Genomic DNA, 26842 nt, shown 5'->3' on the forward strand with positions numbered 1-26842 from the left:
CCTCAACACCACCCCCACCCAAGCCACCGTCCCCACCAACTCCGGCCTGCTGTCCCTCGACGAAGACGGCACCGCCTGCTCCGCCGACTACTACATGCGCCTGACCGGCGACGGCGGCAAAATGCTCAAAGGCCAAATCGCACTGACCTCCACCCGGCCGACCTCGCCGACGGGTTCTTCCAGCAATGGCGGCGGCGGTGGCGGTTGCGGCTCGCTGAACGCCAACCAGCAGCTGACCGTGAACCAGTCCACCGTCTCGTGCGACAGCCGGTTCAACCTCGTCCTCGGCGGCGACGGCAACCTCGTGCTCTACGAAGGCAGCACCGCGCTGTGGTCCTCGGGCACGGCGGGCAAGGCCAGCGCCCGCGCGATCATGCAAGGCGACGGCAACTTCGTGATCTACGACAGCAGCAGCAATCCGCTCTGGTCCAGCGGCACCGCCGGCAACAACGGCGCATACCTCCTGGTGCAGAACGACGGCAACACCGTCATTTACAGCTCGAGCGGCACCGGGCTCTGGAGCACCAACACGGGCGGCCACTGACCTGCGCCGCACCGCTTGTCCCATATATCTCTTTGACAGAGTTTCTCAGCTTGCCTCCCGGACTGGGCGCGTTGTTCGTAAATCTCACGGTCTATGAGATGATGAGCAGCACTGCACGAAGATCCGGGAGGCAAGCGCTGTGAAGCTACCCCCCATACCGCACGTCCATCTCGCTCCCTTTCACCTCCACCTCCAGCCGAACCAGCGCCGACGCCGCCGCATCCGCAGGCTGCTGCTCGGCGTCGTGGCCATCCTGGCGATCGCGACCACGTCCGCATGGCTCGCTCTGCTCGTCACCCCCGCGCAGTCGGTCTCGACGGCGGGTCAGACGATCCAGGTCGGCGCGGCCGAACCGACGCTCTCGCTGTCCGGGCCGGGAGAGCTGGACCTGTTCGGCCAGAACCTGCCCACGGTTCTGCAGTTCAACGGCCTGATCCGGCCGAAGCTCGAACTGACCCACATCTCGCTCGACACCCAACTGGCTCAGTTCGTCGAGGTCTCCACCAACAAGCACAACGCGACCGGTGACCTGAGCTCCGTGCTGATCAACGGCTGGGAGCACTACTTCTTCTGGCAGACGTTGATCGCGGGCGCCTTCGCTGTCGTGCTGCTGCTCGCGGTGGCGGGCGTGCGCCGCTACCCGCATCGCACGACGATCAAGGTCGTGGCCTTGGGTACTCTCGCCGCGGTCGCGCTCAACGTCGGCTTCGTCGTCGCGTTCGCAGCGGGGGCGCCCGGCACTCTGCGCCAGGTCCATTCGCTCGACGATCTCGTCGGCCGCACCGCCGTCGGCGCCGCCCCGAAGCCCGTCGGTGCCAGCCTTCCCGGTGTGCAGGCCGTCGTCCTCGGCGACTCCACTGCGGCCGGGCTCGGAAATCCGCTGGTGAAGAACGCGAGCAGCCTCGACACCGCGTGCGGCCGCAGCAGCGACGCGTATGCCGCGGATCTCGCGTCGGTCAACGGGTGGAACGTGCTGAACCTCGCGTGCAGCGGCGCCACCGTGGCCGACGGCGTCCTCGGCGCGCAGACGCTCGGCACGACGGCCATCGCCGCGCCGCAGTTCGCCGTTCTGGAGCAGGCCTCGCACGTGTCCGTCGTCATCGTCAGCATCGGCGCGAACGACCTCCAGTGGGAGGCGATGGCCGCCATGTGCGCGATGGGCCCGACGTGCGACGACCAGGCCACCGCCGCGATGTTCCAGGCGAACCTCGCGACCTTCACCCAGGACTACTACCAGCTCCTGCACGATCTGGCCGCGCTCCCCGCCCACCCTCGAGTGCTGATCAACGAGTACTTCAGCCCCTTCGGCTCGAACGTGAGCTGCCTGAACGCCGAGCACCTGACGCCGGGCAAGACCGCCGCGCTGCTCTCGCGCCTCGGCACCCTCAACCAGGTCCTCGCGTCCGGCGCGAAGACCTTCGGCTTCACCACGGTCGTGCCCGACTTCAGCGGCCACGAGCTGTGCACCGCCCAGCCCTTCGTCCAAGGCCTGAGCAACAGCGCCCCGATGCACCCGAACACCGCCGGTGAACTCGCCATCGCCCTCGCCGACCAGCAGGCTTTGAGCAAGCTGGCGTCCTCGACGGCCGTGATGGCCGAAAGCACCGGCTCCCAGTAATCGGACCTGGGAGAGCGCTCTCTGCTCTGTTATAAATGCACTCATGGTCAGAAGTGAGACACGTCCGACAGCGGGACCGACACTCGAGGACGTCGCGCGGGAGGCGGGGGTGTCCCGCGCGACGGTTTCCCGCGTCGTCAACGGTTCGCCGACCGTCGCCGAGCATCTGCAGCTCGCGGTGATGCGTGCGATCGCCACCGTCGGCTACGTGCCGAACCGCGCCGCGCGGCAGCTGATGACCGGACGCAGCGGCGTGATCGCTCTGGTGACGTCGATAGAGCTGGACGTGGATTCGCAGAGCCTCGTCCGCCCGCACCCGCAGATATACGGCGACCCCTTCTTCGGGCGAATCGTCGACGGGGTGCTCGGCTACCTCGCGCCGCGGCGGGTCCATCCGCTCATCATGCTCGCGGAGAACGCGCTCTCCCGGTCCGCGGTGCTCGAGCAGATGCGGCAGCACGCCGTGGACGGGGCGCTGGTCGTCTCCACGGACCCGGCCGACCCGTTGCCGGCGCAGCTCGCGGAGGAGGAGCTGCCCGCCGTCTTCTTCGCCCAGCCGAAACCGCACCTGCCCTTCGACTACGTCGACCTCGCCCATCAGGACGGCGGTCGGCTCGTGGCGGAACGGCTGATCAAGCTCGGACGTCGTCGGGTGGCCGCGATTTCGGGACCGGCGAACCTGAACGCGAGCGAGTCCCGCATCGACGGTTTCCGCAACGCCATGGCCAGGCACGGCGTCGGCTACGTGGCCGTCGCGCAGGGCAACTTCACTCAGGCCAGCGGCGAACTCGCCATGCGCGACCTGCTGCTGCAGGAGCCTGACGTGGACGGCGTGTTCGCCGCGAACGACCTGATGGCCGTCGGCGCGCTGCACGTGCTGGCCGAGCAGGGCCGACGGGTTCCCGAGGACGTGGCGGTCATCGGCTTCGACGACAGCAGCGCGGCTCTCGCGGCGCGCCCCCAGCTGACCACGGTGCGCCAGCCGGTCGAGGAGATGGCCGCGCGCATGGCGCGGTTGCTGCTGGAGCGGCTGGACGACCCCGAGCGACGGCCGCAAGCAGAGCTCTTCGACGCGGAGCTGATCGTACGCTCCTCGGCTTGAGGCACCGCCCGCGACCGTCGCAGGGTTCTACTAGTCAGTCGCTACGAATCAACCGCTGTAGACTCCGAACTCGTAGAGCGAGTAGCCGTACGTCGAACCTCGTGCGGTGCCGTACATGCGGACGTACCTGCCTGAGACGTTGCTCAGACTGATGCTGTCCACTCCGCCCACGCCGGTCGTCGTCGAATAGACGGTCGTCCAGGTGATCCCGTCGTTCGAGACCTGGATCTGGTAGGCCTGCCCGTAGGCCGCCTCCCAGACCAACTGCACGCCGGAGATCGAGTACGTCTTCCCGAGATCGGCCTCGATCCACTGCGGGTCGCTCCAGTCGCTGGCCCAGCGGGTGGTGAGTTTTCCGTCCGTGGCGTTGCTCGGCGGGTACGGCGCGCCGTTGCCCGTGCTCTGATACGAGGACGCGGTGGTCGTCGCGTTCAGCGCCACGTTCGTTCCCGACATCGTCGCCGGCACGACGTTGATCGACTCCGTCTGGATGCCCGCGTTGCCCTGGTCGTCGTATACGTACACGTCGACCTTCCAGACGCCGATCTGAGTCGGAGCGGTCGCCGTGATCACACCGCCTGAGGTGGTGAACGTCGCGCCCTGCTGCGCCGTGCTGCCGTTGATGTACTTGCCGCAGTACTCGACGCTGTAACGCAGCGGCGCGCTGATCGGGCTGGTCGCGGCCACGTTGATGGTGAACGTGCCGCCCGCGGGAACCGCCGTCGGGTTGCCGATCGACATATTGGAGATCACCGGGGCCTGATTCGTGGCGTTCTGCCCGCCGTAGAGCGCGTTGATCTCGTAGAACGAGTCGCGGCGCAAGTCACCGGTCATGAGGTTGTACCAGATGCCGCCGAAGTCGTTCTCGACGCCGTAGTTGAACAGCGTCGCGCCCAGCGCCACGCCCGATGCCTTGGTCACGCAGCCCCAGTCCGTCGCGTAGCCCTGCGTCGAGGCCTGGTCGGTGTCCTCCTGCGGAACGCCGTTCTCGTCGTTGGCCACCTCCCACTCCCCGGACGGTCCGGCCTCGGTGAGGATGTAAGGCATCGTGTACCCGCCGGACTGCCAGGTGGACTGCACGCCGCAGGCCGCGCCGTACGAGTTGACCGCGAGCAGGTCCAGATGCGGCGTGTACTGCTGGTAGTAGGGCCAGGCGCCGGTCCACGCGTCGGTGGAGGTCACCGGGTGGTTGGGATCGGCGGCGTGGATCGCGTCGACGACCCTCTCGACGAACTGCGCGTAGGCGATGCGTTCGTTGGTCAACTGCGTGCCGGAATACGTGCTGGACAGCGAGTTCATGACCTCGTTGCCGACGTCCCACATCAGCACGCCGCCATTGTTCTTGTACTGATTGACCAGCGAGACGATGTTGTTGAGGTCGTTCGTCTCGTCGGTCGTGTCGGTGATGTAGTCCTCTGATTGGCTTAGCCAGAAGCCCATGATGACCTTGACGCCGTTGGCGTCCGCGGCGTTGAGCAGGTCGGCCGTGTCGGTGTTGTCGGTGCCCCAGGTGCGGACGGTGTTGGCGCCCGTCGCTGCGATCTGCGGCAGGTAGTAGCCTGCGTCAGTGTTCTGCGGCCCATAGGTCACGCCCTTGACATAATACGGAGCGCCGTCCACCGAGAGGCCCCAGTTGCCCTGGCTGCCGGTCACCTTGACCACGCTCGGGGTGTTGGGCGGAGTGCTCGGCGGGGTCGGCGGCGTGGGCGGCGTGGTCACCGCGGCGGTCTGCACGCTGAGCGAGCCGATGCTCATCGTGCCGCCGGACGAGGTCTGCACGTTCGGCGAGGTGCAGCCGCAGTCGGCGTTCGGGAATGAGCCGCCGATGGCCACGTCGAAGATGATGAAGAAGCCGTGGTCCACCGCGGCCTGCCAGGCGCTCACGCCGACCTGGTCCTCGCTGACCGACCAGTACGCGGAGCCGTCGAGGTACCAGGTGATCTTCTCGTCGCTGGTCGTCCGGTCGATGACCTCGGTGTACGTGTGGTAGCCGGTCTGGCATCCGGCGCACGCGGTCATTCCGCTGGTGCGGCCGGTGTACTCGTTGCACGCACCGCCCGGCGCGACGCCGCAATGGAGCGTCGAGGCGGTCTCGGCGTGCGCGTTGACGTCCTCCATGATGTCCGTCTCCCCGACCGACGGCCAGGTGCCACCGGTCCGGTCGCCCGCGCCGAGGGTCCAGAACGCGGGCCAGTAGCCGACACCGTGCTGCGGATTCGGCTGCTCGACGGACGCGGAGATCTCCATCATGCCGCCCGCCGGCGCGGAGAGGTCGTCACGCTGCGATTCGATGCGGCCCGAGGTCCAGGAGCCGTTGTTGTCGAGCGCGGTGATGTCGAGATGGCCGCTGCCATCGAGGTACACGTTCGAGGTCGAATTCGACATGGTCTCGATCTCGCCGGTGCCCCACTGCGCCGGGCCGCCCGGAGCGCTCGTACCGGTGTCCTCCTTCCAGTCGGTGCCGGACGGCGCGGTGCCGGAGGCTCCACTGAAGTTCGCGTTCCAGACCGGCGTCCAGTTCTCCGACGGGATGGACGTGCCGCCGCCGGAGCCGCCACCAGACGACGAGCCGCTGCCCGCGTAGACGTCGAATTCCCAAAGCGAGTAGCCGTAGCCGGTCGCACGCGCCGTGCCGTACATCCGGACGTAGCGCCCGCTGCCGGACACGCTCAGGTTCTGCGTGCTCCCGGTGCCGGTGGTCGTGGAGTAGATCGACGTCCACGTCGAGCCGTCATTCGAGGTCTGTATCTGGAACGCGCTGGCATACGCGGTCTCCCAGCTCAGGCCCACGCCGCAGATCGACTGCGCGCTGCCGAGGTCCACCTCAAGCCACTGCGGGTCGCTCCACGCGCTGGACCAGCGGGTCCCGGAATTCCCGTCGGTGGCCGCCGACGCCGGGAATGCCCCGCTCTCCTGCGAAGACGCGGTGGTCGGCCGATTGAGCGCGATGTCCGTGGTGCCGCAGGCCCCTGAGTCCAGAGGCGCGGCGCCCGAGGTGTGCGCGACGCCCGCATGCACGGCAGCTGCCTGAGCGGTCGAGATCGGGACCACCGACAGACCGAGCGCCAACACGAGCGCGACGGCAGCGGCCACGCCCGCCTGAGCACGCCCGGACAGTCCGATCAGCGGACTCCGCGACGTGCGTCCGAACGGAGGACGCCCAGTCAGCGAACTCCACGCAGTACGCCCGGACGAGGGACGGCCGGTCAGCAGACTCCGCTCGGCACGCCTCGACAGGAAGCCGATCAGCGAACTCCACGCAGGACGCCCGGACGAGGGACGGCCGGTCGGCAGACTCCGCTCGGCACGCCTCGACAGGAAGCCGATCAGCGGATTCCGCGCTGTACGTCCGGACGGGGGGCGGCCGGTCGGCGGATTCCGGCGCGGTGGTGTGCCGGACTGCGGGGCGGTAATCATCGTTGACTCCCGAAGTGCGTGGCGAAGCGTCGCCAAGGTGCTGATTGAGGGCTGGGAGAGCGCTCTCCAGGCAGTCGAGAGAGCGCTCTCTCAGTCCGGATGTCTACGCTCGGCGGCCCGCAGCGTCAATAACCTGCGGTTCCGAAACCTCGGCACGGCAACGGATCCCCACGCAGCCGAGAGAGCGCTCTCTCGTCCCGGTGCAATGAACGACGGCTAGGCGAGCGACTGACTGGCGGGCTGCTACGCCGCGAGGAGGGGGGCTTGGCCTAGGCGTTCGGGGGCGGTGGCTAGGACTAGGGCGGCGGCGCCGCGGACGCCGGCGTCGTCGCCCAGGGAGCCGGGGACGATGCGGAGGGGCTCGGCGTGCGAGGTCATGGTGCTGCGCATGAGGGAGCGGCGCATCGGGGCGAAGAGGGCCTCGCCGGCGGCAGCTAGGTCGCCGCCGACGACGATGAGTTCGGGGTTCAGCAGCATCGCGGTGAATGCCAGCGCCCTGCCGACGGCGTCGCCGGCGTCTTCGACCGCGCGCAGGGTGCCGCGGTCGCCGGTGCGCAGCAGCTCCGTCAGTTCGCCGGTGCTGACCGGCCTTCCCCAGCTGCGGGTGAGCAGCGCGGCGATCGCGGGCGGGCTGGCCACCGTCTCGAGGCAGCCGCGGTTTCCGCAGCGGCAGACCGCGCCGTTGGGCTCGACCGTCACGTGGCCGAGTTCGCCCGCGAGCCCGCCGTGGCCCAGCAGCATCCTGCCGTCGCACATCACGCCCGCGCCGATGCCGGAGGAGAGCCGGATGTAGACGACGTTCGCGCAGTCGCGGGCCACACCGAAGCGCCGCTCCGCGAGCACGCCGGCGTTGGCGTCGTTGATGATCCGGACCTCGAGCCCCGTGCGGCGGCCGAGCTCCTGCGCGGGCTGCACGCCCACCCAGCCCGGCATGATGCCCTCGGCGTGCAGGGCACCCGTCGTCTTGTCCACCGGGCAGGCGATGCCGAGGCCGAGGCCGAGGATCCGTTCGCGCTCGACCTCGAGCTCGTCCATCGCGCGGTCGAGCAGCGTCACGGCCGTGCTGAGAGCGCTCTCGGGCGCACCGTCGACGTCCAGCTGCGCGCTGGAGTCCCACTGCACCGTTCCGGCGAGATCCGTCAGGACCGCGCGCACGTGGTCGTGCCCCACGTCCAGCCCGACCGCGTACGCGGCGCGCGGCTCGAGGGAGAGCAGCTGCGGCGGACGGCCGGTGCGTACGCCCGAGGCCGCGTTCGGGTCACCGGTCCTGCGGATCAGGCCCGCGTCGATGTCAGTGGTCTTACGCACCAGACCCGCGTCGATCAGGTCGTCGACCACCGATCCCACGGTCGCCCGCGCCAGGCCGGTGCGCTCGACGAGCTCCGCCCTGGAGAGCGCGGGCGTCTCGTTCAGCGCGCGCAGCACCCGGACCCGGCCGAGGCTGGCGAGGTTGATCGGCGCCTGGCGTTCTTCGGCGGGAGCGGGATAATCGGGGGCCGTGGCATGCACGGCGTCACTTTAGCAGTCGAGTATTGCCCGATCTAGCCAAAATCGAAGACCGTTCGATCGGGGCTCTGCACAGTTAATTTCGGACAGTTCGGTTCCGGAACCTGCCAAAGGGCTTGACTTCTGACCAGACCCGGCAGAATTCTGTGACCGGCGTCACGGCCGAAGCCCTCGGCCGCGCCCTAACCCACGTGCACGACTCCAACGGCGGAGGCGACATGGAACGGAACGGACGGCCGAGACGGCCGCGGGCCATCAAAACAACGATCGCGGCGTTCACGGTGCTTCTCGCTGCCACCACCGTGGCCGCCGCGCCCGCGAGCTCGGCGCACACCGGTACGGGCAGCCCGCTGCCCATCTACCTCGACACGCACTACAGCCCGCAGGCACGGGCCGCCGACCTGGTCTCGCGGATGACGCTGCCGGAGAAGGTCGCGCAGCTGAGCACGAACAGCGCACCGGCGATCCCGCGGCTCGGGGTGCAGCAGTACACGTACTGGAGCGAAGGCCAGCACGGTGTCAACACGCTGGGAGCCAACCAGAACAACAACGGCAACGGCGGCGCGCCCAAGGCGACGAGCTTCCCGACCAACTTCGCCTCGACCATGTCCTGGGACCCGCAGCTCGTCTACCAGGAGACGACCGCGATCTCCGACGAGGCGCGCGGCTTCCTGGACAAGTCGCTGTTCGGCACCGGGCAGAACAACCTCGGCCCCTCGGCGAGCGACTACGGCGATCTGACCTTCTGGGCGCCGACGGTGAACATGGACCGCGACCCGCTCTGGGGTCGCACCGACGAGGCGTTCGGCGAGGACCCGTACCTGGTGTCCGAGATGGCCGGCGCCTTCGTGGACGGGTATGAGGGCAACACGATGTCCGGGCAGTCGGAGACCGGCTACCTGAAGGTCGCCTCGACGGCCAAGCACTACGCGCTGAACAACACCGAGGACAACCGCACCGGCATCTCCTCGAACGTCAGCGACACCGACCTGCGCGACTACTACACCAAGCAGTTCGCGAGCCTGATCGAGAACTCGCACGTGTCCGGGCTGATGACGTCGTACAACGCGATCAACGGCACGCCGTCCGTCGCCGACACGTACACCGCCGACCAGCTCGCGCAGCGCACGTACGGCTTCAACGGGTACGTCACCTCCGACTGCGGCGCGATCGGCACGACGTACCTCAACTTCCCGTCCGGCCACGACTGGGCGCCGACCGGCTGGACGACGGACAGCGGCGGGGCCACCGGCACCTGGACCAACACCGCCACCGGCACGACCGTCCCCGCGCAGGCGGGCGGCCAGGCGTACGCGCTGCGCGCCGGCACCGACCTCAACTGCCCCGGCGGCGAGAACTCGCTGACCAACATCGAGTCGGCGATCAAGGCCGGCGCCCTCAGCGAGGGCGTCATCGACAATGCCCTGATCAAGCTGTTCACGGTGCGCATGCAGACGGGCGAGTTCGACCCGCCCGGCAGCGTCCCGTACACGAACATCACCAAGGCGGCGATCCAGAGCCCCGCGCACCAGGCGCTGGCCACCCAGGTCGCCGACAACTCCGAGGTGCTGCTCAAGAACCAGCCGGTCAGCGGCACGAATACGCCGCTGCTGCCGCTGAACGCCGCGAGCACCAACAAGATCGTGATCGTCGGCGACCTGGCCGGCACGGTCACCCTCGGCGGTTACTCGGGCGACCCGAGCCTGCAGGTCGACGCGGTGCAGGGCATCACGTCCGCCGTGCAGAAGGCGAACCCGAGCGCCCAGGTCGTCTACGACTCCTGCGGCACCTCCACGACCAAGACGACCGCGGCCGCCTGCTCCGCGCAGACCCTCGCGGACGTGAAGACCGCCGACGCGGTGATCGTCTTCGCCGGCACGGACGAGAACCTGGCCGGCGAGGCCAAGGACCGCACCACGCTCGCCATGCCGGGCGACTACGACTCGCTGATCCAGCAGATCAACGCGGTCGGCAACCCGCGCACGATGCTGGCCGTCCAGTCCGACGGCCCGGTCTCGATCGGCGACGTGCAGGGCGACTTCCCGGCGATCGTCTTCGCGGGCTACAACGGCGAGAGCCAGGGCACCGCGCTGGCCGACGTGCTCTTCGGCAAGCAGAACCCGGACGGGCACCTGGACTTCACCTGGTACGCGGACGACTCGCAGCTGGCCCCGATGAGCAACTACGGCCTGACCCCGGCGGAGACCGGCGGCCTCGGCCGGACCTACCAGTACTTCACCGGCACGCCGACCTACGCCTTCGGCTACGGCCTGAGCTACTCGCAGTTCTCTTACTCGGGTGTGCACGCCGCCCCTGTCGCGGACGCCAACGGCATGGTGCCGGTGAACCTCACCGTCACCAACACCGGCTCCGTGGCCGGCACGACCGTCGCGCAGCTCTACGCCTCGGCGCAGTTCACCCAGACCGGTGTCACGTTCCCGAAGGAGCAGCTCGTCGGGTTCCAGAAGACGAACGTGCTCAAGCCCGGCCAGAGCCAGCACATCACGCTGATGGTTCCGGTCTCCAGCCTGGAGATCTGGGACCCGAACGCGATGAAGGACGTCGTCTACAACGGCAGCTACGCGTTCAACGTGGGTGCCGACTCCGCCGATATCCGCGGCACCGCCAACGTGAAGGTCATCGGCTCGATCGCACCCGTGGTGCAGACCGTGACCGTGCAGCCGGACCAGAGCGGCATGCAGGTCGGCCAGACGCTCGACCTGACCGGTAAGAACCCGTGGATCGCCGACGACACGACCGGTGTCGGGTCGGTGCCGCAGGGCCGGAACATGAGCGTGACCGCTGACAACATCGTCGAGGCCGCCGACAACGACGGCAGCTTCGCCGATCTGACCAAGGCTCATGTCAGTTACCGCAGCAGCAACCCGGCGGTGGCCACGGTCAACTCGAAGGGCCTCGTCACCGCGGTCGGTGACGGCGCGGCTGACATCAGCGTGACCGTGAACGGCGTGTCGGGTTCGACGCCGATCGTCGTCGGACACGCGGTCTCGGTAAGCGCCCCCGCGCTCACCCAGGCGGGTCAGGCCTCGACGGTGACCACGGCGTTCACCAACACCGCGCCTGCGGGCGGCGCCGCTGCCCAGAGCGTGGCGATGAACCTCGATCTGCCGAGCGGCTGGACCGCCACGGCGACCACGCCGGCGACGTTCGCGAGCGTGCCCGCCGGTCAGAAGGTCACCACGACGTGGTCGGTCACGGTGCCGACGGGGCAGGCGGGTGTCTATACCTTGGACGCCGACGCGACCGTGGGCGGTGCGCATGACAGCACCGGCTACACGCAGACGTCCGTGCCCTACGCGTCCGTCGCCTCCGCGTTCAACAACGACGCCATCACGAACGACAGCAACCGCGGTGGCGCCAACCTGGACGGCGCGGGGGCGAGCTACTCCGCCCAGGCGCTCGCCGGCGTAGGCATCACGCCGGGCACCGCGCTGGTGCACGACGGGCTCACGTTCACCTGGCCGAACAGGCAGGTGGGCCAGACCGACAACGTCGTGGCGGACGGGCAGACGATCGACCTCTCCGGTTCCGGCTCGACGCTTGGCTTCCTCGGTACCAGCACGTGGGGACCGATCACCGGCAGCGGCACGATCAGCTACACCGACGGCAGCACACAGCCGTTCACGATCGGCTTCGGCGACTGGGCCAACGGCACGCCGCCGACCGGTGGCGACGTCGCGATCCGCGCCCCGTACGGCAACCAGCCGGGCAACCAGACCGGTTGGCAGACGACGATCGAGTACTTCCCGGTCACGCTCGATTCGAGCAAGACGGTCCAGTCGATCACGTTGCCGCCGGGCACCGACTCGCCGCAGGGCGGCATTCCGTCGATGCACATCTTCGCGGTGTCGATCAAGTCGGCCAACCTGTCGATCGCGGCTCCGCCGGCGGTCGAGGCAGGCGGTTCCGGCACGGTGACCACGTCGCTGGCGAACCCGTCCTCGGCGGCGCTGAGCAACGTGGCGCTCTCGCTCGACCTGCCGGGCGGCTGGACCTCCACGAATACGACCCCTGACACCTTCGACTCGGTCGCGGCGGGCGCCACCGTCTCCACGACCTGGACGGTCAGCGCCCCGGCCAGCGCATCGCCGGGCTCGCAGGTGCTCGGCGTCAGCGAAACGGTCGGCGGCACCCAGGCCGGGATCGCCGGCGCGCAGACGCAGGTGCCGTACGCATCGTTGAGCGACGGCTTCAACAACGTCTCGATCACCGACGATTCGAACCACTCGCCGACCGGGTTCAACGGCGGGCTCGACGGCGGCGGCAACAGCTTCTCCGCGGAGGCGCTGGCGGCCGCGGGGCTCACCCCCGGCGGGTCGTTCACCTTCAGCGGGTTGACCTTCACGTGGCCGAGTTCGGCCGCGGGCACGAAGGACAACATCGAGGCCGACGGTCGGGCGTTCGACGTCAGTGGCAGCGGCACTACGCTCGGCTTCCTGGGCGCCGCGGCCAACGGCCAGTCCTCCGGGACCGGCACGATCACCTACACCGACGGCAGCACGCAGCAGTTCACCGTCGGGTTCGGTGACTGGGCGAGCACCACGCCGTTCACCGGCGGCCAGGTCGCGGTGACCTCGGCCTATGGGAACACCTCGTCGGGCACCTCGCCGTGGAAGGCCTCCATCTTCTACGACTCGGTGACGCTCCAGTCGGGCAAGACCGTCCAGTCGGTCACCCTGCCCGGCTCCGGCACCTCGCCGCTGCACGTCTTCGCGGCGGCGATCGGCTGACGAGGCAGCACAGCCTGAAGCAGCACAGCAGCACAGCAGCATGCGGCCCGGCACTTCGGTGCCGGGCCGCACCGTCTCAGGACACGTGTGTGCCGATGAGGTGGCCGATGCCGAAGGTGACCGCCGCGGCGAGGCCGCCGACCACGATCTGACGCACGCCCGAGCGCAGTGCGGAGCGGCCGTTGAGCACGCCGATGCCCGCACCGACGGCGAACAGCGCGAGGCCGAACAGCACGATCGCCGTGACCAGCGCCGCCGTGCCGCTGCCGATCAGGTAGGGCAGCACGACGACGAAGGCGCCGGAGGCGAAGGCCAGCAGGCTCGAGACGGCGGCCGACCACGGCGAACCGAGCGAATCCGGATCCAGGCCCAACTCCTCGCGGGCCAGGGTGTCCAGCGCGACGTTCCGGTCGGCCATCACTCGGTCGGCCACCTTCTCGGCCTCCGCCTTGGCAAGCCCCTTGGCGCGGTAGAGCAGCACGAGTTCGGCGTGCTCCTCCTCGGGATTGTCCTCGAGCTCCTGAGCCTCGAGCGAGAGCTCGCGCTGGTACATCTCGCGCTGGCTGGACATCGAGACGTACTCTCCGGCGGCCATGGAGAACGCGCCGGCCAGCAGGCCCGCGACCCCGGCGAGCAGAATGGCCGCGCGGGAGGAGCCGGAGCCGGCGAAGCCCATGACCAGCGACGTGTTCGACACCAGGCCGTCGCTGACCCCGAACACGCCGGCCCGCAACGCGCCGGACCGGTCGCCGCGGTGCCAGCCCTCGCGCTTGCCGATCTGCTGCCGCGGGTCCGGCTTGCCGCCCTCGATCAGCTTGGCGAGCGTGCGCGCGTGGCCCCGCTCGTCCCCGGCCATGCCGGGCGCGGCGTCGGGGTCCGCGTCGTACACGCCCGCGTCGGCGCGTTCGGCCCGCTCGATCATCGGCAGCACCGCCTGGGTGGAGAGCCGGCGCGCTGCGAGCCCGATCAGCCGCGTGCGCAGACTAGGCCGTCCGGGTGAGGGCACCTGCTCCCCCGACTCGCGCAGCTTGCCCTCCCAGTGCGCCGCGTGCCGCCGCTCGATCGACGCCAGCTCCTCGAAGATCGTGCGGCGCTCGCCCTGCTCGTTCTCGGCGAGACCGCGGTACATCGCCTCCGCGTCCCGCTCGCTCTCCAGCAGGTCGCGCCAGCGCGCCGCGCTCTTCGTGTTCTCGCCGCTCATGACTCTTCCCTGCCGCTCATGACTCTTCCCTAGTGCTTCAGGCCGGCCAGGGCGAGTTCTGGATGATCTCGACGAAGTCGGTGTGCCGGTGGCCGGGGACGAAGTGTGCGAGGACGTCGTCCTTGACGTTACCGAACGCGGTCTCCGGCTTGGGTGCGATGCCGTCGGTGAACGCCTTGAGGATCTCGCGCTTGAAGTTCGGGCGCGGATGCAGCGTGGTGACGGCGAGCCGGTCCGCCTCGTCGATGTCGTGGAACCCGATGCCCAGCACGTCGTATTCCACCCCGGCCGTGACCAGCGCGATCTCCGGCTCCATGAACTCGGGGATGCCCGGGGTGGTGTGCAGCGCGATGGCCGTCCAGACCCGCCGGACGCTGTCGTCTGGCACGCCGTGGCCCTGCAGGAAGCGGCGGGCCTCGTCGGCGCCGTCCACCTCGAAGCGGCGGCCGCTGCCGTGGAACCGCGTGTCGAGTCCGAGGTCGTGGAACATCGCGCCGATGTAGAGCAGTTCCGGGTCGAAGCTCAGGCCCCTGTTCCGGCCCTGCAGGCTGCCGAACCAGTACACGCGGCGGGAGTGGTGGTAGATCAGATCGGAGGTGCAGTCGCGCACCAGCTCGGTGGCCTCGCGGGCCACCTTCGTGTCCGGCACGGAGATTCCGGCCGCTGAGTCGTCTGTGTGGTTCATCATGGGTACAGCCTCCGGCTTCGCCCGGGCACGCGCCCCGCGATCCGCGCCAGGCTTCCCACAGTTCCGGACCTAGACCCGATGGAGGTGGCTCGGTGGCGCGAGTGGACGGCGCGGACCCGGAGCGGCGGATCGGCATCCTCGTGTTCGACGGGGTGAAGCTGCTCGACGTGGCCGGTCCGGGCGAGGTGTTCCAGGAGGCCAACCGGTTCGGCGCGCGGTATCGCATCGTGGTCTGCTCGCCGGACGGCAAGGACGTGACGACGTCGACCGGCATGCGGATCAGCGTGGACGTGTCCGCCGCGGACGCCGGTGAGCTGGACGTGGCGATGGTGGCGGGCGGCGACGCGTTGCCGACCCACCCCATCGACCGGGAGCTCATCGCGGCGGCCGAGACGATGCACCGGCAGGCCCGGCGCACTGCCTCCATCTGCACCGGCGCGTTCATCCTGGCGGCCACGGGCCTGCTCGACGGCCGCCGAGCCACCACCCATTGGGAGCACACCGGAACGCTTGCCCGCGTCTATCCCTCCATTCGGGTGGAGCCGGACGCGATCTACGTCGAGGACGGCGGCGTCCTGTCGTGCGCGGGCGTGACCGCGGGGATCGACCTGTCCCTCGCGCTGGTCGAGCGCGATCACGGGCCGAAGCTTGCTCGCGACGTGGCCCGTGCACTGGTCGTGTTCCTCCAGCGCCCCGGCGGGCAGTCGCAGTTCTCCCCCGCGATGCGAGCTCCGGTGCCGCGCACCGCACAGCTGCATGAGGTGTGTGGGGCAATCGCCGCCGACCCCGCGGACGACTGGACGGTCACGGCACTCGCCGCGCGCGCCGGCCTGAGCCCCCGTCACCTGACGCGCATGTTCCGCGACGAACTCGACACGACCCCGGCGAAGTACGTCGAGCTGATCCGTCTCAACACCGCCAAGGACCTTCTCGACGCCGGCCACTCCGTGACCCTCGCCGCCCAGGGCGCGGGCTTCGGCGGCCCGGAAACGCTGCGCCGCGCCTTCCTGCGGCACCTCGGAGTCTCGCCGCGCGCTTACCGGCAGAGCTTCCACAGCGCGCTGCGCGACTCGGATTAGTATTCGGGCATGCACTTGGGACCGCGGATGCCGGAGCTCGCGGCGCTGGAGGTCCTGCTGACCGTGGCGCGCACAGGCAGCTTCAACGCGACCGCGACGGAGCTCGGCGTGACGCAGCAGGCGATCTCGGCGCGGATCTCCGCGCTCGAGGCGCAGACCGGGGTATCGCTCGTGGTGCGCGGACCGCGCGGATCGGAGCTGACACCGTCCGGGGTGGTCGTGGCGGAGTGGGCCGAGCGGCTGCTGAAGGCGGCGGCCGAGGTCGAGGCGGGAATCGCGGCGTTGCGCGAGGACGCCCATCGGCAGCTGCGGATCAGCGCGAGCCTCACGATCGCCGAGCAACTGCTGCCGGGCTGGCTCGTGTCGATGCAGGCGGCCGCCCGCAGCATCGGAGCGGTGGCGCCGCATGTCGTGCTGACGGCGACCAACAGCGACGCGGTCATCGAGCGGGTGCGCGGCGGCGAGGCGGACCTGGGGTTCGTCGAGGGCCCGTCGGTGCCCAGATCCGTGCGCCATCGCGTCGTCGCCGCGGATCGGCTCACGCTCGTCGTCCCGCCGGACCATCCGTTCGCCCGCCGCATCCGGGCGGTCGACGCGCGCGAGTTGGCCGCAACCGCCCTGGTCACCCGGGAGCCGGGATCGGGCACGCGCGAGGCGCTGCGGACCGCGCTCGTCAAGGCGCTCGGTCCGGACATCGGCATCGCTGAGCCGCTGATCGAGTTCTCGACGGCGGGCGGCGTTCGCCAGGCCGTGCTCGCGGGCGCGGGACCTGCGGTGATGAGCGACCTGGCCGTGCGCGACGATCTCGCGAGCGGGCGGCTGCGGGCCGTGCCGGTGGACGGGGTGGACCTACGTCGGGCGCTCAAGGCGGTCTGGATCGGCGAGCGCGTTCCCCCAGCCGGGCCGGCTCGGGACCTGCTCGCGCATCTCGGCTCACTCCGCGTCGGCCACAAGTAGCGGCGGTCAAGAGTAGAGCCAGTCACAAGGAGAGCTTGTAACCCTCCAAGGATTCGGCCCCTACTGGACAGCCATGCCTCGGACGAGCCTGAGAGCCATGGCTACTTATCTGCACCCCGCTCCCGCCACCCCGGTTGCGCCGTCCGTCCGGCATGGGTTTCTGCGGGATCTCAAGCGGCCGCGGTGCGTCTGGGCGAACATCACGCCGAACTGGTTCGCCTCGGTGATGGGGACCGGCATCGTCGCCGTGGCCGCGGCGAGTCTTCCCGAGCAGTTTCCGGGGATGCGTGCGGCGGCGACCGGCGTCTGGGCGCTGGCGGCGGTCATGCTGGTGGGCCTCGCCGTGCTGACCGCGTTGCACTGGCGGTATCACCCGAGCACCGCGCGCGGGCATGCAGGCAACCCGGTGATGAGCCACTTCTACGGCGCGGTGCCGATGGCGATGCTCACCGTCGGCGCGGGGACGCTGCTGCTCGGCCGCGACTGGATCGGGCTCCCGGCCGCGATCGACGTGGACTGGGTGCTGTGGATCGGCGGGACCGTGGGCGGTCTGGCGACCGCCGCGGCGGTTCCGTACCTGGCGTTCACCCGGCACGAGAACGCGCCTGACAGCGCGTTCGGCGGCTGGCTCATGCCGGTCGTACCGCCGATGGTCTCCGCGTCCACCGGGGCGCTGCTGCTGCCGTACACGCAGCCGGGCCAGCCGCGGCTGACGCTGTTCGTCTGCTGCTTCGTGATGTTCGGTATCAGCCTGCTGCCGTCGATCGTCATCATCACCCTGATCTGGCAGCGCCTGGCCCTGCACAAGGTCGGCCCGGCGCGGATGGTGCCGACGCTGTGGATCGTGCTCGGACCGCTCGGCCAGTCCGTCACCGCCGCCAACCTCCTCGGCGGGAACGCCCACCTGGCGGTGCCGAACCCGTACGCCGAGGCGTTCGAGGCATTCGGTGTGGTGTACGGCCTCCCGATCCTGGGATTCGCCCTGCTCTGGGCCGCGATCGCGACCGCGGTCACGGTGCGCACCGCGGCCGACCATCTGCCCTTCTCGCTGACCTGGTGGTCCTTCACCTTCCCGGTCGGCACCTGCGTGACCGGCACCACCGGCCTAGCCGACCACACCGGCTCCGTCCCCCTGCGCATCGCCGCCGCGGCCTTCTTCGTCGCCCTGGTCGGGGCCTGGCTCCTCGTCGCCACCCGCACGGCCCGCGACGCCTACCGCGGCCGCCTGTTCCTCTAGGGCGTCCCGGAGCGCGGCGCGGGAGGCGACGCCTAGCTTGGGGAAGAGCTGGTACAGGTGGCTGGAGACGGTGCGGGGCGAGAGGAAGAGCTTCTCGCCGATCCGCTTGTTGGTCAGGCCGGCGGCGGCCAGGTGGGCGATCTCGCGCTGTTGCGGGGTCAGGGCGGCGGGACCGAGACGGGTGGGAGCATCGGCGGGCACCCCGCTCCAGGGGCCGAGCTCCGGGCCCTTGCTGACGTGCGCGGCGATGGTCAGCAGCGACTCCATGCCCACCACTCCCTATGGCGTAATGCCGAAGGTTATCCGGTAGTTGCAGTGTCCCTTGCAAGCCATCGTCGCCGAGTCGTCGAAGGCGTAGGAGTAGGCGTACGGCTCGGCGTCCTTGAAGACGAGCTTCGCGTAGTCCACCGGCCATTTGGCCGGGTCGCAGTTCGCTCGGCCGGACCACGAGCCGGTGCAGCAGTAGGCGTCCCCGCCGAAGGCCGCGCAGGCGGTCTCGCAGGCCACGGCCTGGCCGTTCGACTTGACCTGCATCCCGCTCGGGCAGACCACGGCCTTCGTGCAGGCACCCTCATAGCAGCCGTTCGAGCTGATCGGGTCGGCGGCGGTGCGGTGCGTCGTGTTGATGTACATCGGCAGGTTCGCGCCGTCGACCATGCTCACGTCGTAGAAGTCCATGCCGTCGAAGGAGTCGAGGGTGAGCTCCGCGAGCGTGGTCGTCCCGCCCTCGCTGCCCTGGCACTGGAACAGGCCGCCGCAGTCGCCGGTCTGGCAGTGCCCGACGCCGGAGGAGTTGAACGAGCAGCCGGTCCGGCCCCAGACCCGGCCGCCCCAGCCGTCCGGCACCGTGAAGCTGACGCTCTGTCCGGGCGCCAGCTTCCAGCCGGTGACCGGGATCGGGTGCTGGGTGTTGGGATTGGTCGCCGCCCAGATCGTCTCGTTGTCCGCGTTGACGATGGTGATCAGGTGCGTTCCGCTCGAGGCGGCCGTCGGACCTGACGAGCTCGACGCCGCGGCGGTCGACGCCTTCTTGCTCGGCGTGGGTGACGGCGAGGGTGAGGCGCTCGTCCGCGTCGGGCTCGGGGCGGCGGTCGTGGCCGGGGCGATCGATGCGCTGCTCGCGATCAGACTCACCGCCGGGGACGTGCGCGCGCCCGAGCCGTCCGCGGCGTTCTGGGTGCCGAGCGGTCCGGCGGTGCTCAACCAGACTGCCGCCGACACGGCCACCAGCACGGCGAACACCGAAAGCAGAGCCGTTCGCACCTTGACGCGGCGACCTGCGGGCTTGTGTCTTCTGCGATCCATGTCCCGGAGACCGTGACGGCCGCGTCCGGATTACCGAAAGTGCCGCGGCGCGAGGTTTGGTTTTCGGTAATCCCGGAGACGCCGCCGCGGTCTCCGAAGCATGGTTGACAGACGACACAGACCGGGCCGCGGATCATCGTGGCGGCACGGCCCGGGACGCTGGGCGGTTGCGCTGCTCCTCATGGTCCTCGCGGTGACGGCGGGAGTGTTCGTCGCGCGGGCGCAGTCGTCCGCACCGGTGCACACCGTCGCCGCCGACGCCTCCCCGAGTTCGGCGGCGAGTTCTCCGGCACCGGACTCGCCGACGCCGACGCCGACGTCGGCATCCGCGTCCGTATCCGCGTCCCGCGGCGTCGCGGCGAGCCGGAGCGCGACCGCGACGCGTACGGCGTCCACCGCACCGAGCCGGTCCACCAACGGCTCGCTCGTCGCGCCAGCCGGGTGGCGGACGCTGACCATGGTCAACCGGCTCGATCAGACGATCTGGCCGGCGATCGCCGCGGATCCGAAGCATCCGATCTCGGCGACGGGATGGGTGCTGGCTCCCGGCGCGAGCCTGAGCATCCTGATCCCGGACCACTGGGACGTGCGGTTGTGGGCGCGCACCGGCTGCTCGTTCGACGCGGCGGGTGCGGGATCGTGCGTCACCAGCGGCTGCGGCCACCTCCAGTGCGGCAGCACGTGGGGCGAGTTCCCCTCGACGCTGGCCGAGTTCAACCTCAATGCGTGGAACGGAATGGACTTCTACGACGTGAGCCTCGTCGAGGGCAACAACCTGCCCATGTGGATCAACAGCTACAGCGGCAGGTCCCAGGACAAGATCGACGCGAACGGCTGCTCCGCGACCGGATGCACGCACGACGCCAACGCGTCCTGCCCGGCCAAGCTGCAGCGCGTGCACGACGGCCAGGTCGTGGCCTGTCTGAGCGCCTGCCTCGTGTTCAACACCGATCAGACGTGCTGCAGCGGCGCTTTCGCCGCGCGGTCCGCGTGCGATCCCGCGACCTGGCCCATCGATTCCGCGGCCGTGTTCAAGAAGGCCGAGGCGTTCGCCTATTCGTACGTTGACGACGACGCGACGAGTGTGCTTACCTGCACGGGCGAATGCGACTACCGCGTCACCTGGGGTGTGAGCTCATGACCTCTCCTGCGCCCGAACTCGTCGCGGCTGCCCGCGACGGCGATCAGCGTGCGCTCGACGCGCTGGTGTCCGCATCGATGCCGCTGGTCTACAACCTCGCGGGACGCGCGTTGCGCGGGCATGCCGATGTCGACGACGTCGTGCAAGAGACGATGCTGCGCGTGGTGCGCGGAATCGGCGAGATCGAGAAGCCCGAGTCGTTCCGATCCTGGTTGGTGGCGATCACCCTTCATCAAGTGCGCGATCAGGGAAGGCGGCGGAGTACGGCGGAGGCGCGCACGGCGATGCAAGACCAGACGAGCGAATACGCCGACCTCGGCTCCGACTTCGCCGGGCTCACGATCCTGCGACTCGGGTTGACCGAACAGCGCCGCGGGGTCGCCGAGGCCACGCGGTGGCTCGATCCGGAAGATCGCGAGCTGCTTTCGCTGTGGTGGCTGGAGGAGAGCGGGCACCTCGACCGGCACGAACTCGCGCGGGCGCTCGGCGTGTCCACGCCGCACGCCGCGGTGCGCGTGCACCGGTTGAAGCGGCGGCTCGACGGGGCGCGCAACATCGTGGAGGCGCTGCGCGAAGCCGGGCGTTGCGCGAACCTGCGCTCGGCCGCCGACGACTGGGACGGCACGCCGAACCCGTTGTGGCGCAAGCGTTTCGACCGGCACATCCGCGACTGCGACGTGTGCACGCCGCGCGATCGCGCACTGGTCCCGGTGGCCAGATTGCTGCGCGGGCTGCCCATGGTGCCGGTGCCTTTCGCGCTACGGACGGCCGTGGCGGCACACGTAGGCGCAGGTGGTGGAGCTGCTGCTCACACTTCGACCGCTGCGACCACATCGAGCGCCGCTCACGCCGGTCACGGCGCGCGTACGGTCGGCCGCGGTGCCCGTCGCGGAGTCCGTCGCGCGCGGCCGCGATCCCTCCTCACGTCGCCGCCCGTGGCCGTGGCGTCCGCGGGCGTCGCCGCCGCGGCAATCGCGGCGTACGTGATCCTGCCCGGCGGTCATCCCGCGACTACTCCGGTGGCGCAGGTGAGTCGGCCCAGCGTGGCGTCGACGTTCGTCACGCCGACGCGGACCACGCCGAGCCCGACCCGCCCGGCGACCTCGGCCGCTCCCCCGCCGAGCACGAAGGCCGCCGTCGTCGCGCCCACCACGTCCACACCGTCCACGCCGTCCGCGCAGACCAGCACGCGCAAGGGCGTCGGGGTGTGGACCTTCTCCGGCCAGGACCAGGCGTTGGCCGAGTCCGGGGCGTCGTGGTACTACACCTGGTCCACGGACACGAAGGGCATATCCGCGAGCCACGCCGGCTTCGTCCCGCTGGTCTGGGGCTCCGCCAGCGTCACCGCGTCCGCGCTGGCCCAGGCGAAGCAGACGACGAGCTGCGGCTGCGTCCTCGGCTTCAACGAGCCGGACAACGGCGGGCAGGCGAACATGACCGCGAGCCAGGCGCTCGCCCTGTGGCCGCAGTTGATGAACACCGGGCTCGAACTCGGCTCCCCGGCCGTGGCGAGCGGCGCCGCGAACGCGGGCGGCTGGCTCGACCAGTTCATGACCGGCGTCGAGCAGCACGGCTACCGCGTCAACTTCATCACGCTGCACTGGTACGGCTCCGACTTCACCACCGGCGACGCCGTCAGCCAGCTCAAGAGCTACATCGAAGACGTCTACAACCGCTACCGCCTGCCGATCTGGCTCACCGAGTTCGCGCTGATCAGCTTCGCGAACGGCGGCTCGCAGTACCCGAGCGAGACCCAGCAGGCCGCGTTCCTCACCGCCGCGACCGCGATGCTCGACTCGCTGCCGTACGTCCAGCGCTACGCCTGGTTCGGGCTTCCCGCCGACAGCGCCCTGCCGAACAGCGGCCTGTTCCAGCCCGGCACGGTCATCACGCCGGTCGGCACGGCCTTCGAAGCGGCTCGGTGACGGGCCGTGAAGATAACTGTGAGAGCTTCGCCTGCCTCAGGTATCCGTGGGTTAACGTCGCATTCCACCGCACCTGATGTTGCGCACCTAGCGTCCAGCGCCATGAGATCCTCGAAGATGACGCCAGAGCTCGCGAGCACCCTGAGCCTGGCCGAACAGCACGAGTGGTTCCGCAAGGCCACCTCCCGCCGCTCGTTGCTGCGCGGGGGCCTGGTGGGCGCCGGCGCTCTCGCGGCCGGACCCGCGCTCGTCCCGGCCCGCCAGGCCGGCTGACGGCCCGATCCGGCCGTGACGGGCCCCGGTTCCGATCACCCATCGGATCCGGGGCGTCACAGGATATTGTTCACTCATGTCCGACGCAGTGATCGTTGACGCCTGTCGACGCCGAGGCCTGGGCGGCAGCCCGACGGCCGTGCTCGACGACGAAGATTCACTTACCGACGCCGAGCGCAGCCGGGTGCCCGCGATCGCCGGCACGTCGCACGCCGTCTTCGTCCGCGAGATCGAGGCCGAGATCGAGGTCGAAGTCGGCGGCGAGTTCGAGGGCGTGGGCAACGCGGATCGGCCGGCCTTCGCGCTCCGCTTCTTCACCACGGAGGGCGAGCTTCCGGCGTGCGGCCACGGCACCGTCGCGGCGGTAGCCCTGCTGGCTGAACGCAGTGGCGGCGATCAGTTCCAGGCCCACCTGCGTGCCGCCACTCGCCGGTTCGAAGGCTGGGCGGTTCGCGAGGGCGGCAGGCTGGCGGCGGCGTTCGACCCCGGGCCGGTGGACCTGCGTGCCCCGAAGCCCGAGGAGCTGGAGGCGGTCGCCGCGGGGCTCGGGATCGCGGTCGGTGGCATCGCCGAAGAGGCATGCGTGGCCTCCGTCGGCAGGGAACGTATGCTGCTGCCGCTCGCGTCGCGCTCTGCACTGGCCGAGCTGGCTCCGAATTTCGCGCAGCTCAAGGAGGCCTGCGATCGCTTCGGATTCCTAGGCTGCTATGCCTATTCGGTGCCCGAGGCGGATGGGCTGAGCGCGGCGAGAATGTTCGCTCCGTCGATCGGCGTCCCTGAGGACATCGCGAACGCGAACAGCACCGGCTGCCTCGCCGCGTACCTGGCCGGGCGCGGCGTGGCGCGCCTGAGTGTCGACATGGGCGATCACCTCGGCAGTCCGTCCACGATCACGGCCACGGTGCACGACGGTCCCTCAGGTCGGCAGATCCGGCTCGGCGGCGAAGCGGCCGGCATGCGCTCCATCTCCGTATGAGGACGCTGTGAAGACCGTCGTGCGATACGGCCGGTCCACGGCCGTCCTGACAGACGTCGATGATCCATTGGCCATGCTGACGCCGACCGAGCGCGAGCGCGCCGATGTCTTCCGCCTGCCCGCTGACCGCGAAGCGTTTGTCGCCGCGCACGTGCTGGTCCGACTGTGCGCGGCGGAAGCCCTGGGCGCCGATCCCGGCGGGCTCACCGTCGTCCAACGCTGCGACTCCTGCGGCGGCCCGCACGGCAAGCCGTCGCTCGTCGAGGCGCCCGAGCTGTCCGTGAGCTGGTCACATACGCATGGTGGCGTCGCCGCGGCGGCGGGCGGCGGACCGATCGGCGTGGACATCGAGGGTCTGCGAGGGCGCGACTTCGCCCTGCTGCGCAAGAAGACGCTGACGCCCGCCGAGCTGCGCTGGGCTGGCGAGGAGCCGGATCAGGACGCGGCGTTCCTGCGGCTGTGGACCCGCAAGGAAGCGCTCATCAAGGTCGGCCGCCTCAGCCTCGGCAGCATGGCGCGAGCGGACCTCGTCGGCGACGCGGGCCGTCTCGTCGCCCGCTGGGACGGATTCCGGTTCGAGGACTGGGCTTTCGACGAGTTCGTCGGCAGCTGCGCGCTACCGGTCCACCCAGCCGAGGCGGGCGGCGTTGACTCCGGCTTGGAATCTGCTGGCGGCCTCGAGCTCGTCGCTGAGTTCTGAGACGAGGCGGCGGACGGTGCGCTCGGAGACGCCGAGGCGCCGCGCGATGACCTCGTCGGTCAGGCCGGAGGCGAGCATCTGCAGCAGGTCGCGGCGGCGCTGGGAGTGTTCGGCGTCACGCGCCGGAAGCAGGCCGCGGAATGCCGCCGAGGTGTCCCAGTAGTGGCCGAACAGTTCGCGGAACACCGTGATGAGCGGCACGCTCCGGCTTATGACCGCGCCGACCTCTTCTCCGTCGGGGAGCAGCGCGGGCGGCATCGAGACGATGGCCATCGCATCGTCGACCACGATGAGCCGGAGCGGCAGCGATTGCGCGATCCGTACCTCGGTGCCGAGCCCGTCGACCTCGCGCAGGTAGGCGTACATGCGCGGCAGCGGCAGGGCCGACTCCAGCAGCACCGTCTGGACGCGTACGCCGCGCGCGAGGATCTCCCGCTCGCGGGCGAGCCCGGCTTCGAGCGCCTCGGCGGGCGGTGTCTTGCCCGGGTGCAGCATCACGACGGAGGCGTGGGCGGACTCGGTGGCCTCGTCCAGAACCCTGGTCATCTCGGCCGCGCCGACGACGAGCTGCGCGTCGTCCTGGAGCAGATGACTGACGTACGTATCATGATACGACTCGAGCACCTCGGCCGCGGACTCCTGGATCCGCCGCAGTTCCTCGGCCAGCCGCGCGAGGTCCGAGGCCGGGCCGCCGACCAGCGAGCGGAACGCGGAGGCGGTGGACTGCGCGACCCAGTTGTCAGTGTCCTGCGGAGCGGTCGCGGCCATCCCGAGACGCGCCAGGCCGGCCAGCGCCTCCGCCACGTCCTCGTCGCGCCAGCCGTACCGTCGCCCGATCTCGGCCGGTGAGAGGCCCGGTCGGCTGAGCAGGGCTTGGTACAACGCCCGAGACCGTTCGGCGGGAGTGCCGAACGGGCTCATCGGGTCCGCCGCGTTCCACCGACCCCGAGCAGCCCGGCCACCGAGAAGGCGAGTTCGACGCAGCGTGCCGCGTCCTGAACGTGGATGCCGCCGACGTGCGCGCCCTGCTCCCGAAGGAGTTCGAAGCAGGTACGAAGCTCGTCCGCCGTCGCGGCGGACGGGTCGGCGAGCCAGATGGGCGAGTGGCCGCTCCGCGCGACACTGGAGGCCACGGCGGGAAGCATGGGAAGCAGATTACTGATTCGGTCGCCGAGCCGGAACTGCAGCACGATCCGTCCGGGCTCGTAGTCGGGGTCCAGCCGGTCGAGCAGCGCCGGAAGCGTGTCGGCGCGGGTGGCCGGGCCGATCCGCACCGCCACCGGGTTGCCGATGCGCGCGCAGTACTCGGCGTGCGGGCCATGCGGGTCCTGGTCGCACTCGCGCAGCACGAGCAGGTGACCCGAGGTGTTGTAATGCGGCTCCCCCGCCGCCTCGCGGCGGGTCATCGCGGCCTCGTAGCCCAGCGGTCCGGCTTCCCAGGACACGAAGAAGCCCGAGCCGTCGACCCCGACCGGCCGCGCGGCCGCCGACGCCTCCAGGAAGCGGACGGCGCGGTCCATCGGCCCGGCGACGGCGTCGTAGCGGCCGTCGGCGGAGGCGCTGCGGACGAACAGCATCGTCGAGGCGTGCACCTCGCGCAGATCGAAGCGGTCCCCGCTGGTGAACGCCCGGAACAGGTTGAGCTCACCCAGCGCCCGGCCGTATTCCTCGCGCAGGGCGTAGCGATCTGGCCACGGCCCGCCGATTCGAGCGACCTGCACCAGCGGGAGCGAGGACGCGTATCCGATGATGAGCGCCATCTGCCGCAGCACGCGGACCACGGACCGAACCGCTTCCGCCGACGACGGTCCGGCCGCCACCGGGTGGCCGCAGTGCACCAGGAACGCCCGCCCCTCGGCGACGGCGGCGAGCCGGCCGCGCAGCGTCAGACACTCGGATCCGAGCACCATCGGCGGCAGAGTCCGTATATCAGCAATCGATTGACGCAGCACGTCGATACCGGCCCCGGCCGAGCGGGGACGCGGCCCAGCTTCATCGGACAGTTCGAAGGCTTTTTGACGACCCTCGGCGTGCCGATCTCCGCCTGGTGCGGCGTCATCCTCGCCGACCTCGCCCTGCGTCGTCGCGGATACGACGAGCATGATCTGTTCAGCACCCGAGGCCGCTACGGCGATATCCGGATCCTGCCGATCGCGACCACCGTCATCGGCACCGTGCTCGGCTGGGGCCTGGTGACCAACTCCTCCGCGGGCTGGCTCAACTGGCAGGGCTACCTGCTCTCCGCGTTCGGGCTCGGTGGCAAGTCAGGCTCCTGGGCGTTCGCCAACCTCGGCGTGCTTGCCGCACTCGCACTCGGTTTTGTGGTCACACTCGCTTTGTCCCGCAACCGGATCCGCGAGCAGGAGCAGTCGCTATCTCACTAGTGCGTGCTTGGCGATGCGCAGTGCCGTGCCGCCGTGCA

18 protein-coding genes and 3 pseudogenes are annotated in these 26842 nt (G+C 70.0%); 13 read left to right on the plus strand and 8 right to left on the minus strand.

The genetic code is table 11. The features are described from left to right. The 3 genes and pseudogenes from VG296_RS09200 to VG296_RS09210 all read left to right on the plus strand — a co-directional run. A pseudogene (locus VG296_RS09200) lies at nucleotides 1–544 on the plus strand (lectin); the annotation flags it as partial. Nucleotides 545–683: 139 nt separating this feature from the next. Next, nucleotides 684–2162, plus strand: coding sequence for a GDSL-type esterase/lipase family protein (locus VG296_RS09205; RefSeq protein WP_325565125.1), 1479 nt, complete (start codon nucleotides 684–686; stop codon nucleotides 2160–2162). Between the two features lie 43 nt (nucleotides 2163–2205). After that, entirely contained in the window at nucleotides 2206–3264 is a 1059-nt protein-coding gene (locus VG296_RS09210; protein WP_325565127.1) for a LacI family DNA-binding transcriptional regulator, read from the plus strand. Nucleotides 3265–3312: 48 nt separating this feature from the next. On the opposite strand, the gene VG296_RS09215 is transcribed toward VG296_RS09210, so the two are convergent. Both VG296_RS09215 and VG296_RS09220 read right to left on the minus strand, forming a co-directional pair. Continuing rightward, nucleotides 3313–6357 (minus strand): discoidin domain-containing protein, encoded by a 3045-nt coding sequence (locus VG296_RS09215; RefSeq protein ID WP_325565129.1) that lies wholly within the window; start codon nucleotides 6355–6357, stop codon nucleotides 3313–3315. Between the two features lie 567 nt (nucleotides 6358–6924). Next, entirely contained in the window at nucleotides 6925–8190 is a 1266-nt protein-coding gene (locus VG296_RS09220; RefSeq protein ID WP_325565131.1) for an ROK family transcriptional regulator, read from the minus strand. Between the two features lie 215 nt (nucleotides 8191–8405). Between VG296_RS09220 and VG296_RS09225 the strand changes: the two genes are divergently transcribed. Then, on the plus strand, nucleotides 8406–12938 hold the full coding sequence (locus tag VG296_RS09225; RefSeq protein WP_414641074.1) for a glycoside hydrolase family 3 C-terminal domain-containing protein: 4533 nt from the start codon (nucleotides 8406–8408) through the stop codon (nucleotides 12936–12938). Between the two features lie 76 nt (nucleotides 12939–13014). Here the strand turns inward: VG296_RS09225 and VG296_RS09230 are convergent, their stop codons facing one another. Both VG296_RS09230 and VG296_RS09235 read right to left on the minus strand, forming a co-directional pair. Next, nucleotides 13015–14139, minus strand: a complete 1125-nt coding sequence (locus tag VG296_RS09230; protein ID WP_325565135.1) for a VIT1/CCC1 transporter family protein — start codon at nucleotides 14137–14139, stop codon at nucleotides 13015–13017. Nucleotides 14140–14176: 37 nt separating this feature from the next. Further along, entirely contained in the window at nucleotides 14177–14824 is a 648-nt protein-coding gene (locus tag VG296_RS09235; RefSeq protein ID WP_349259501.1) for an HD domain-containing protein, read from the minus strand. Between the two features lie 95 nt (nucleotides 14825–14919). Between VG296_RS09235 and VG296_RS09240 the strand changes: the two genes are divergently transcribed. From VG296_RS09240 to VG296_RS09250, 3 genes are all read left to right on the plus strand, one after another. Further along, nucleotides 14920–15906 carry a GlxA family transcriptional regulator gene (locus VG296_RS09240; protein WP_325565139.1) on the plus strand — a complete coding sequence of 329 codons (987 nt, stop codon included), beginning with the start codon at nucleotides 14920–14922 and terminating at the stop codon, nucleotides 15904–15906. Nucleotides 15907–15915: 9 nt separating this feature from the next. Then, complete coding sequence (locus VG296_RS09245) at nucleotides 15916–16863, plus strand: LysR family transcriptional regulator (RefSeq protein WP_325565141.1); 948 nt, start codon at nucleotides 15916–15918, stop codon at nucleotides 16861–16863. A 97-nt stretch (nucleotides 16864–16960) separates the two neighbouring features. After that, nucleotides 16961–18100, plus strand: a complete 1140-nt coding sequence (locus tag VG296_RS09250; RefSeq protein ID WP_325565143.1) for a TDT family transporter — start codon at nucleotides 16961–16963, stop codon at nucleotides 18098–18100. On the opposite strand, the pseudogene VG296_RS32770 reads toward VG296_RS09250, so the two are convergent. Together VG296_RS32770 and VG296_RS09260 are read right to left on the minus strand one after the other, a co-directional pair. Continuing rightward, a pseudogene (locus tag VG296_RS32770) lies at nucleotides 18098–18274 on the minus strand (helix-turn-helix domain-containing protein); the annotation flags it as partial. The gene VG296_RS09250 and the pseudogene VG296_RS32770 overlap by 3 nt on opposite strands. 105 nt (nucleotides 18275–18379) lie before the next feature. Further along, nucleotides 18380–19363 carry a thaumatin family protein gene (locus VG296_RS09260; RefSeq protein ID WP_325565145.1) on the minus strand — a complete coding sequence of 328 codons (984 nt, stop codon included), beginning with the start codon at nucleotides 19361–19363 and terminating at the stop codon, nucleotides 18380–18382. Nucleotides 19364–19586: 223 nt separating this feature from the next. Between VG296_RS09260 and VG296_RS09265 the strand changes: the two genes are divergently transcribed. From VG296_RS09265 to VG296_RS09285, 5 genes are all read left to right on the plus strand, one after another. After that, nucleotides 19587–20546: a thaumatin family protein gene (locus VG296_RS09265; RefSeq protein WP_325565147.1), complete on the plus strand. Its 960-nt coding sequence runs from the start codon at nucleotides 19587–19589 to the stop codon at nucleotides 20544–20546. Next, nucleotides 20543–22471, plus strand: coding sequence for a sigma-70 family RNA polymerase sigma factor (locus VG296_RS09270; RefSeq protein ID WP_325565149.1), 1929 nt, complete (start codon nucleotides 20543–20545; stop codon nucleotides 22469–22471). The genes VG296_RS09265 and VG296_RS09270 overlap by 4 nt, the downstream gene beginning before the upstream one ends. Before the next feature lie 102 nt (nucleotides 22472–22573). Further along, entirely contained in the window at nucleotides 22574–22744 is a 171-nt protein-coding gene (locus tag VG296_RS09275; RefSeq protein WP_325565151.1) for a hypothetical protein, read from the plus strand. 76 nt (nucleotides 22745–22820) lie between these two features. Then, entirely contained in the window at nucleotides 22821–23720 is a 900-nt protein-coding gene (locus VG296_RS09280; RefSeq protein WP_325565153.1) for a PhzF family phenazine biosynthesis protein, read from the plus strand. Nucleotides 23721–23727: 7 nt separating this feature from the next. Continuing rightward, a complete protein-coding gene (locus VG296_RS09285; RefSeq protein WP_325565154.1) occupies nucleotides 23728–24420 on the plus strand; it encodes a 4'-phosphopantetheinyl transferase family protein in 693 nt (230 codons plus the stop codon). On the opposite strand, the gene VG296_RS09290 is transcribed toward VG296_RS09285, so the two are convergent. Together VG296_RS09290 and VG296_RS09295 are read right to left on the minus strand one after the other, a co-directional pair. Beyond that, the gene (locus VG296_RS09290) at nucleotides 24337–25341 is read right to left on the minus strand and encodes a helix-turn-helix transcriptional regulator (protein ID WP_325565156.1); all 1005 of its coding nucleotides are present in this window, start codon (nucleotides 25339–25341) and stop codon (nucleotides 24337–24339) included. The genes VG296_RS09285 and VG296_RS09290 overlap by 84 nt on opposite strands. After that, nucleotides 25338–26330 (minus strand): 3-deoxy-7-phosphoheptulonate synthase, encoded by a 993-nt coding sequence (locus VG296_RS09295; RefSeq protein WP_325565158.1) that lies wholly within the window; start codon nucleotides 26328–26330, stop codon nucleotides 25338–25340. The genes VG296_RS09290 and VG296_RS09295 overlap by 4 nt, the downstream gene beginning before the upstream one ends. Before the next feature lie 81 nt (nucleotides 26331–26411). Here VG296_RS09295 and VG296_RS09300 point away from each other — a divergent pair. After that, nucleotides 26412–26804: pseudogene (locus VG296_RS09300) on the plus strand (allantoin permease); the annotation flags it as partial. Nucleotides 26805–26842: the final 38 nt, after the last annotated feature.

Origin of the sequence: Actinospica sp. (assembly GCF_035552695.1) — a bacterium.
Taxonomy (GTDB): Bacteria; Actinomycetota; Actinomycetes; order Streptomycetales; family Catenulisporaceae; genus Actinospica.

What these genes read in the sequence shown, in the direction of transcription:
- VG296_RS09280 (WP_325565153.1), top strand. Translation starts at nt 22,821, where the DNA reads ATGTCCGACGCAGTGATCGTTGACGCCTGTCGACGCCGAGGCCTGGGC.
- VG296_RS09245 (WP_325565141.1), top strand. Translation starts at nt 15,916, where the DNA reads ATGCACTTGGGACCGCGGATGCCGGAGCTCGCGGCGCTGGAGGTCCTG.
- VG296_RS09265 (WP_325565147.1), top strand. Translation starts at nt 19,587, where the DNA reads ATGGTCCTCGCGGTGACGGCGGGAGTGTTCGTCGCGCGGGCGCAGTCG.
- VG296_RS09250 (WP_325565143.1), top strand. Translation starts at nt 16,961, where the DNA reads ATGGCTACTTATCTGCACCCCGCTCCCGCCACCCCGGTTGCGCCGTCC.
- VG296_RS09230 (WP_325565135.1), bottom strand. Translation starts at nt 14,139, where the DNA reads ATGAGCGGCGAGAACACGAAGAGCGCGGCGCGCTGGCGCGACCTGCTG.
- VG296_RS09295 (WP_325565158.1), bottom strand. Translation starts at nt 26,330, where the DNA reads ATGGTGCTCGGATCCGAGTGTCTGACGCTGCGCGGCCGGCTCGCCGCC.
- VG296_RS09225 (WP_414641074.1), top strand. Translation starts at nt 8,406, where the DNA reads ATGGAACGGAACGGACGGCCGAGACGGCCGCGGGCCATCAAAACAACG.
- VG296_RS09235 (WP_349259501.1), bottom strand. Translation starts at nt 14,824, where the DNA reads ATGAACCACACAGACGACTCAGCGGCCGGAATCTCCGTGCCGGACACG.
- VG296_RS09210 (WP_325565127.1), top strand. Translation starts at nt 2,206, where the DNA reads ATGGTCAGAAGTGAGACACGTCCGACAGCGGGACCGACACTCGAGGAC.
- VG296_RS09270 (WP_325565149.1), top strand. Translation starts at nt 20,543, where the DNA reads ATGACCTCTCCTGCGCCCGAACTCGTCGCGGCTGCCCGCGACGGCGAT.
- VG296_RS09290 (WP_325565156.1), bottom strand. Translation starts at nt 25,341, where the DNA reads ATGAGCCCGTTCGGCACTCCCGCCGAACGGTCTCGGGCGTTGTACCAA.
- VG296_RS09275 (WP_325565151.1), top strand. Translation starts at nt 22,574, where the DNA reads ATGAGATCCTCGAAGATGACGCCAGAGCTCGCGAGCACCCTGAGCCTG.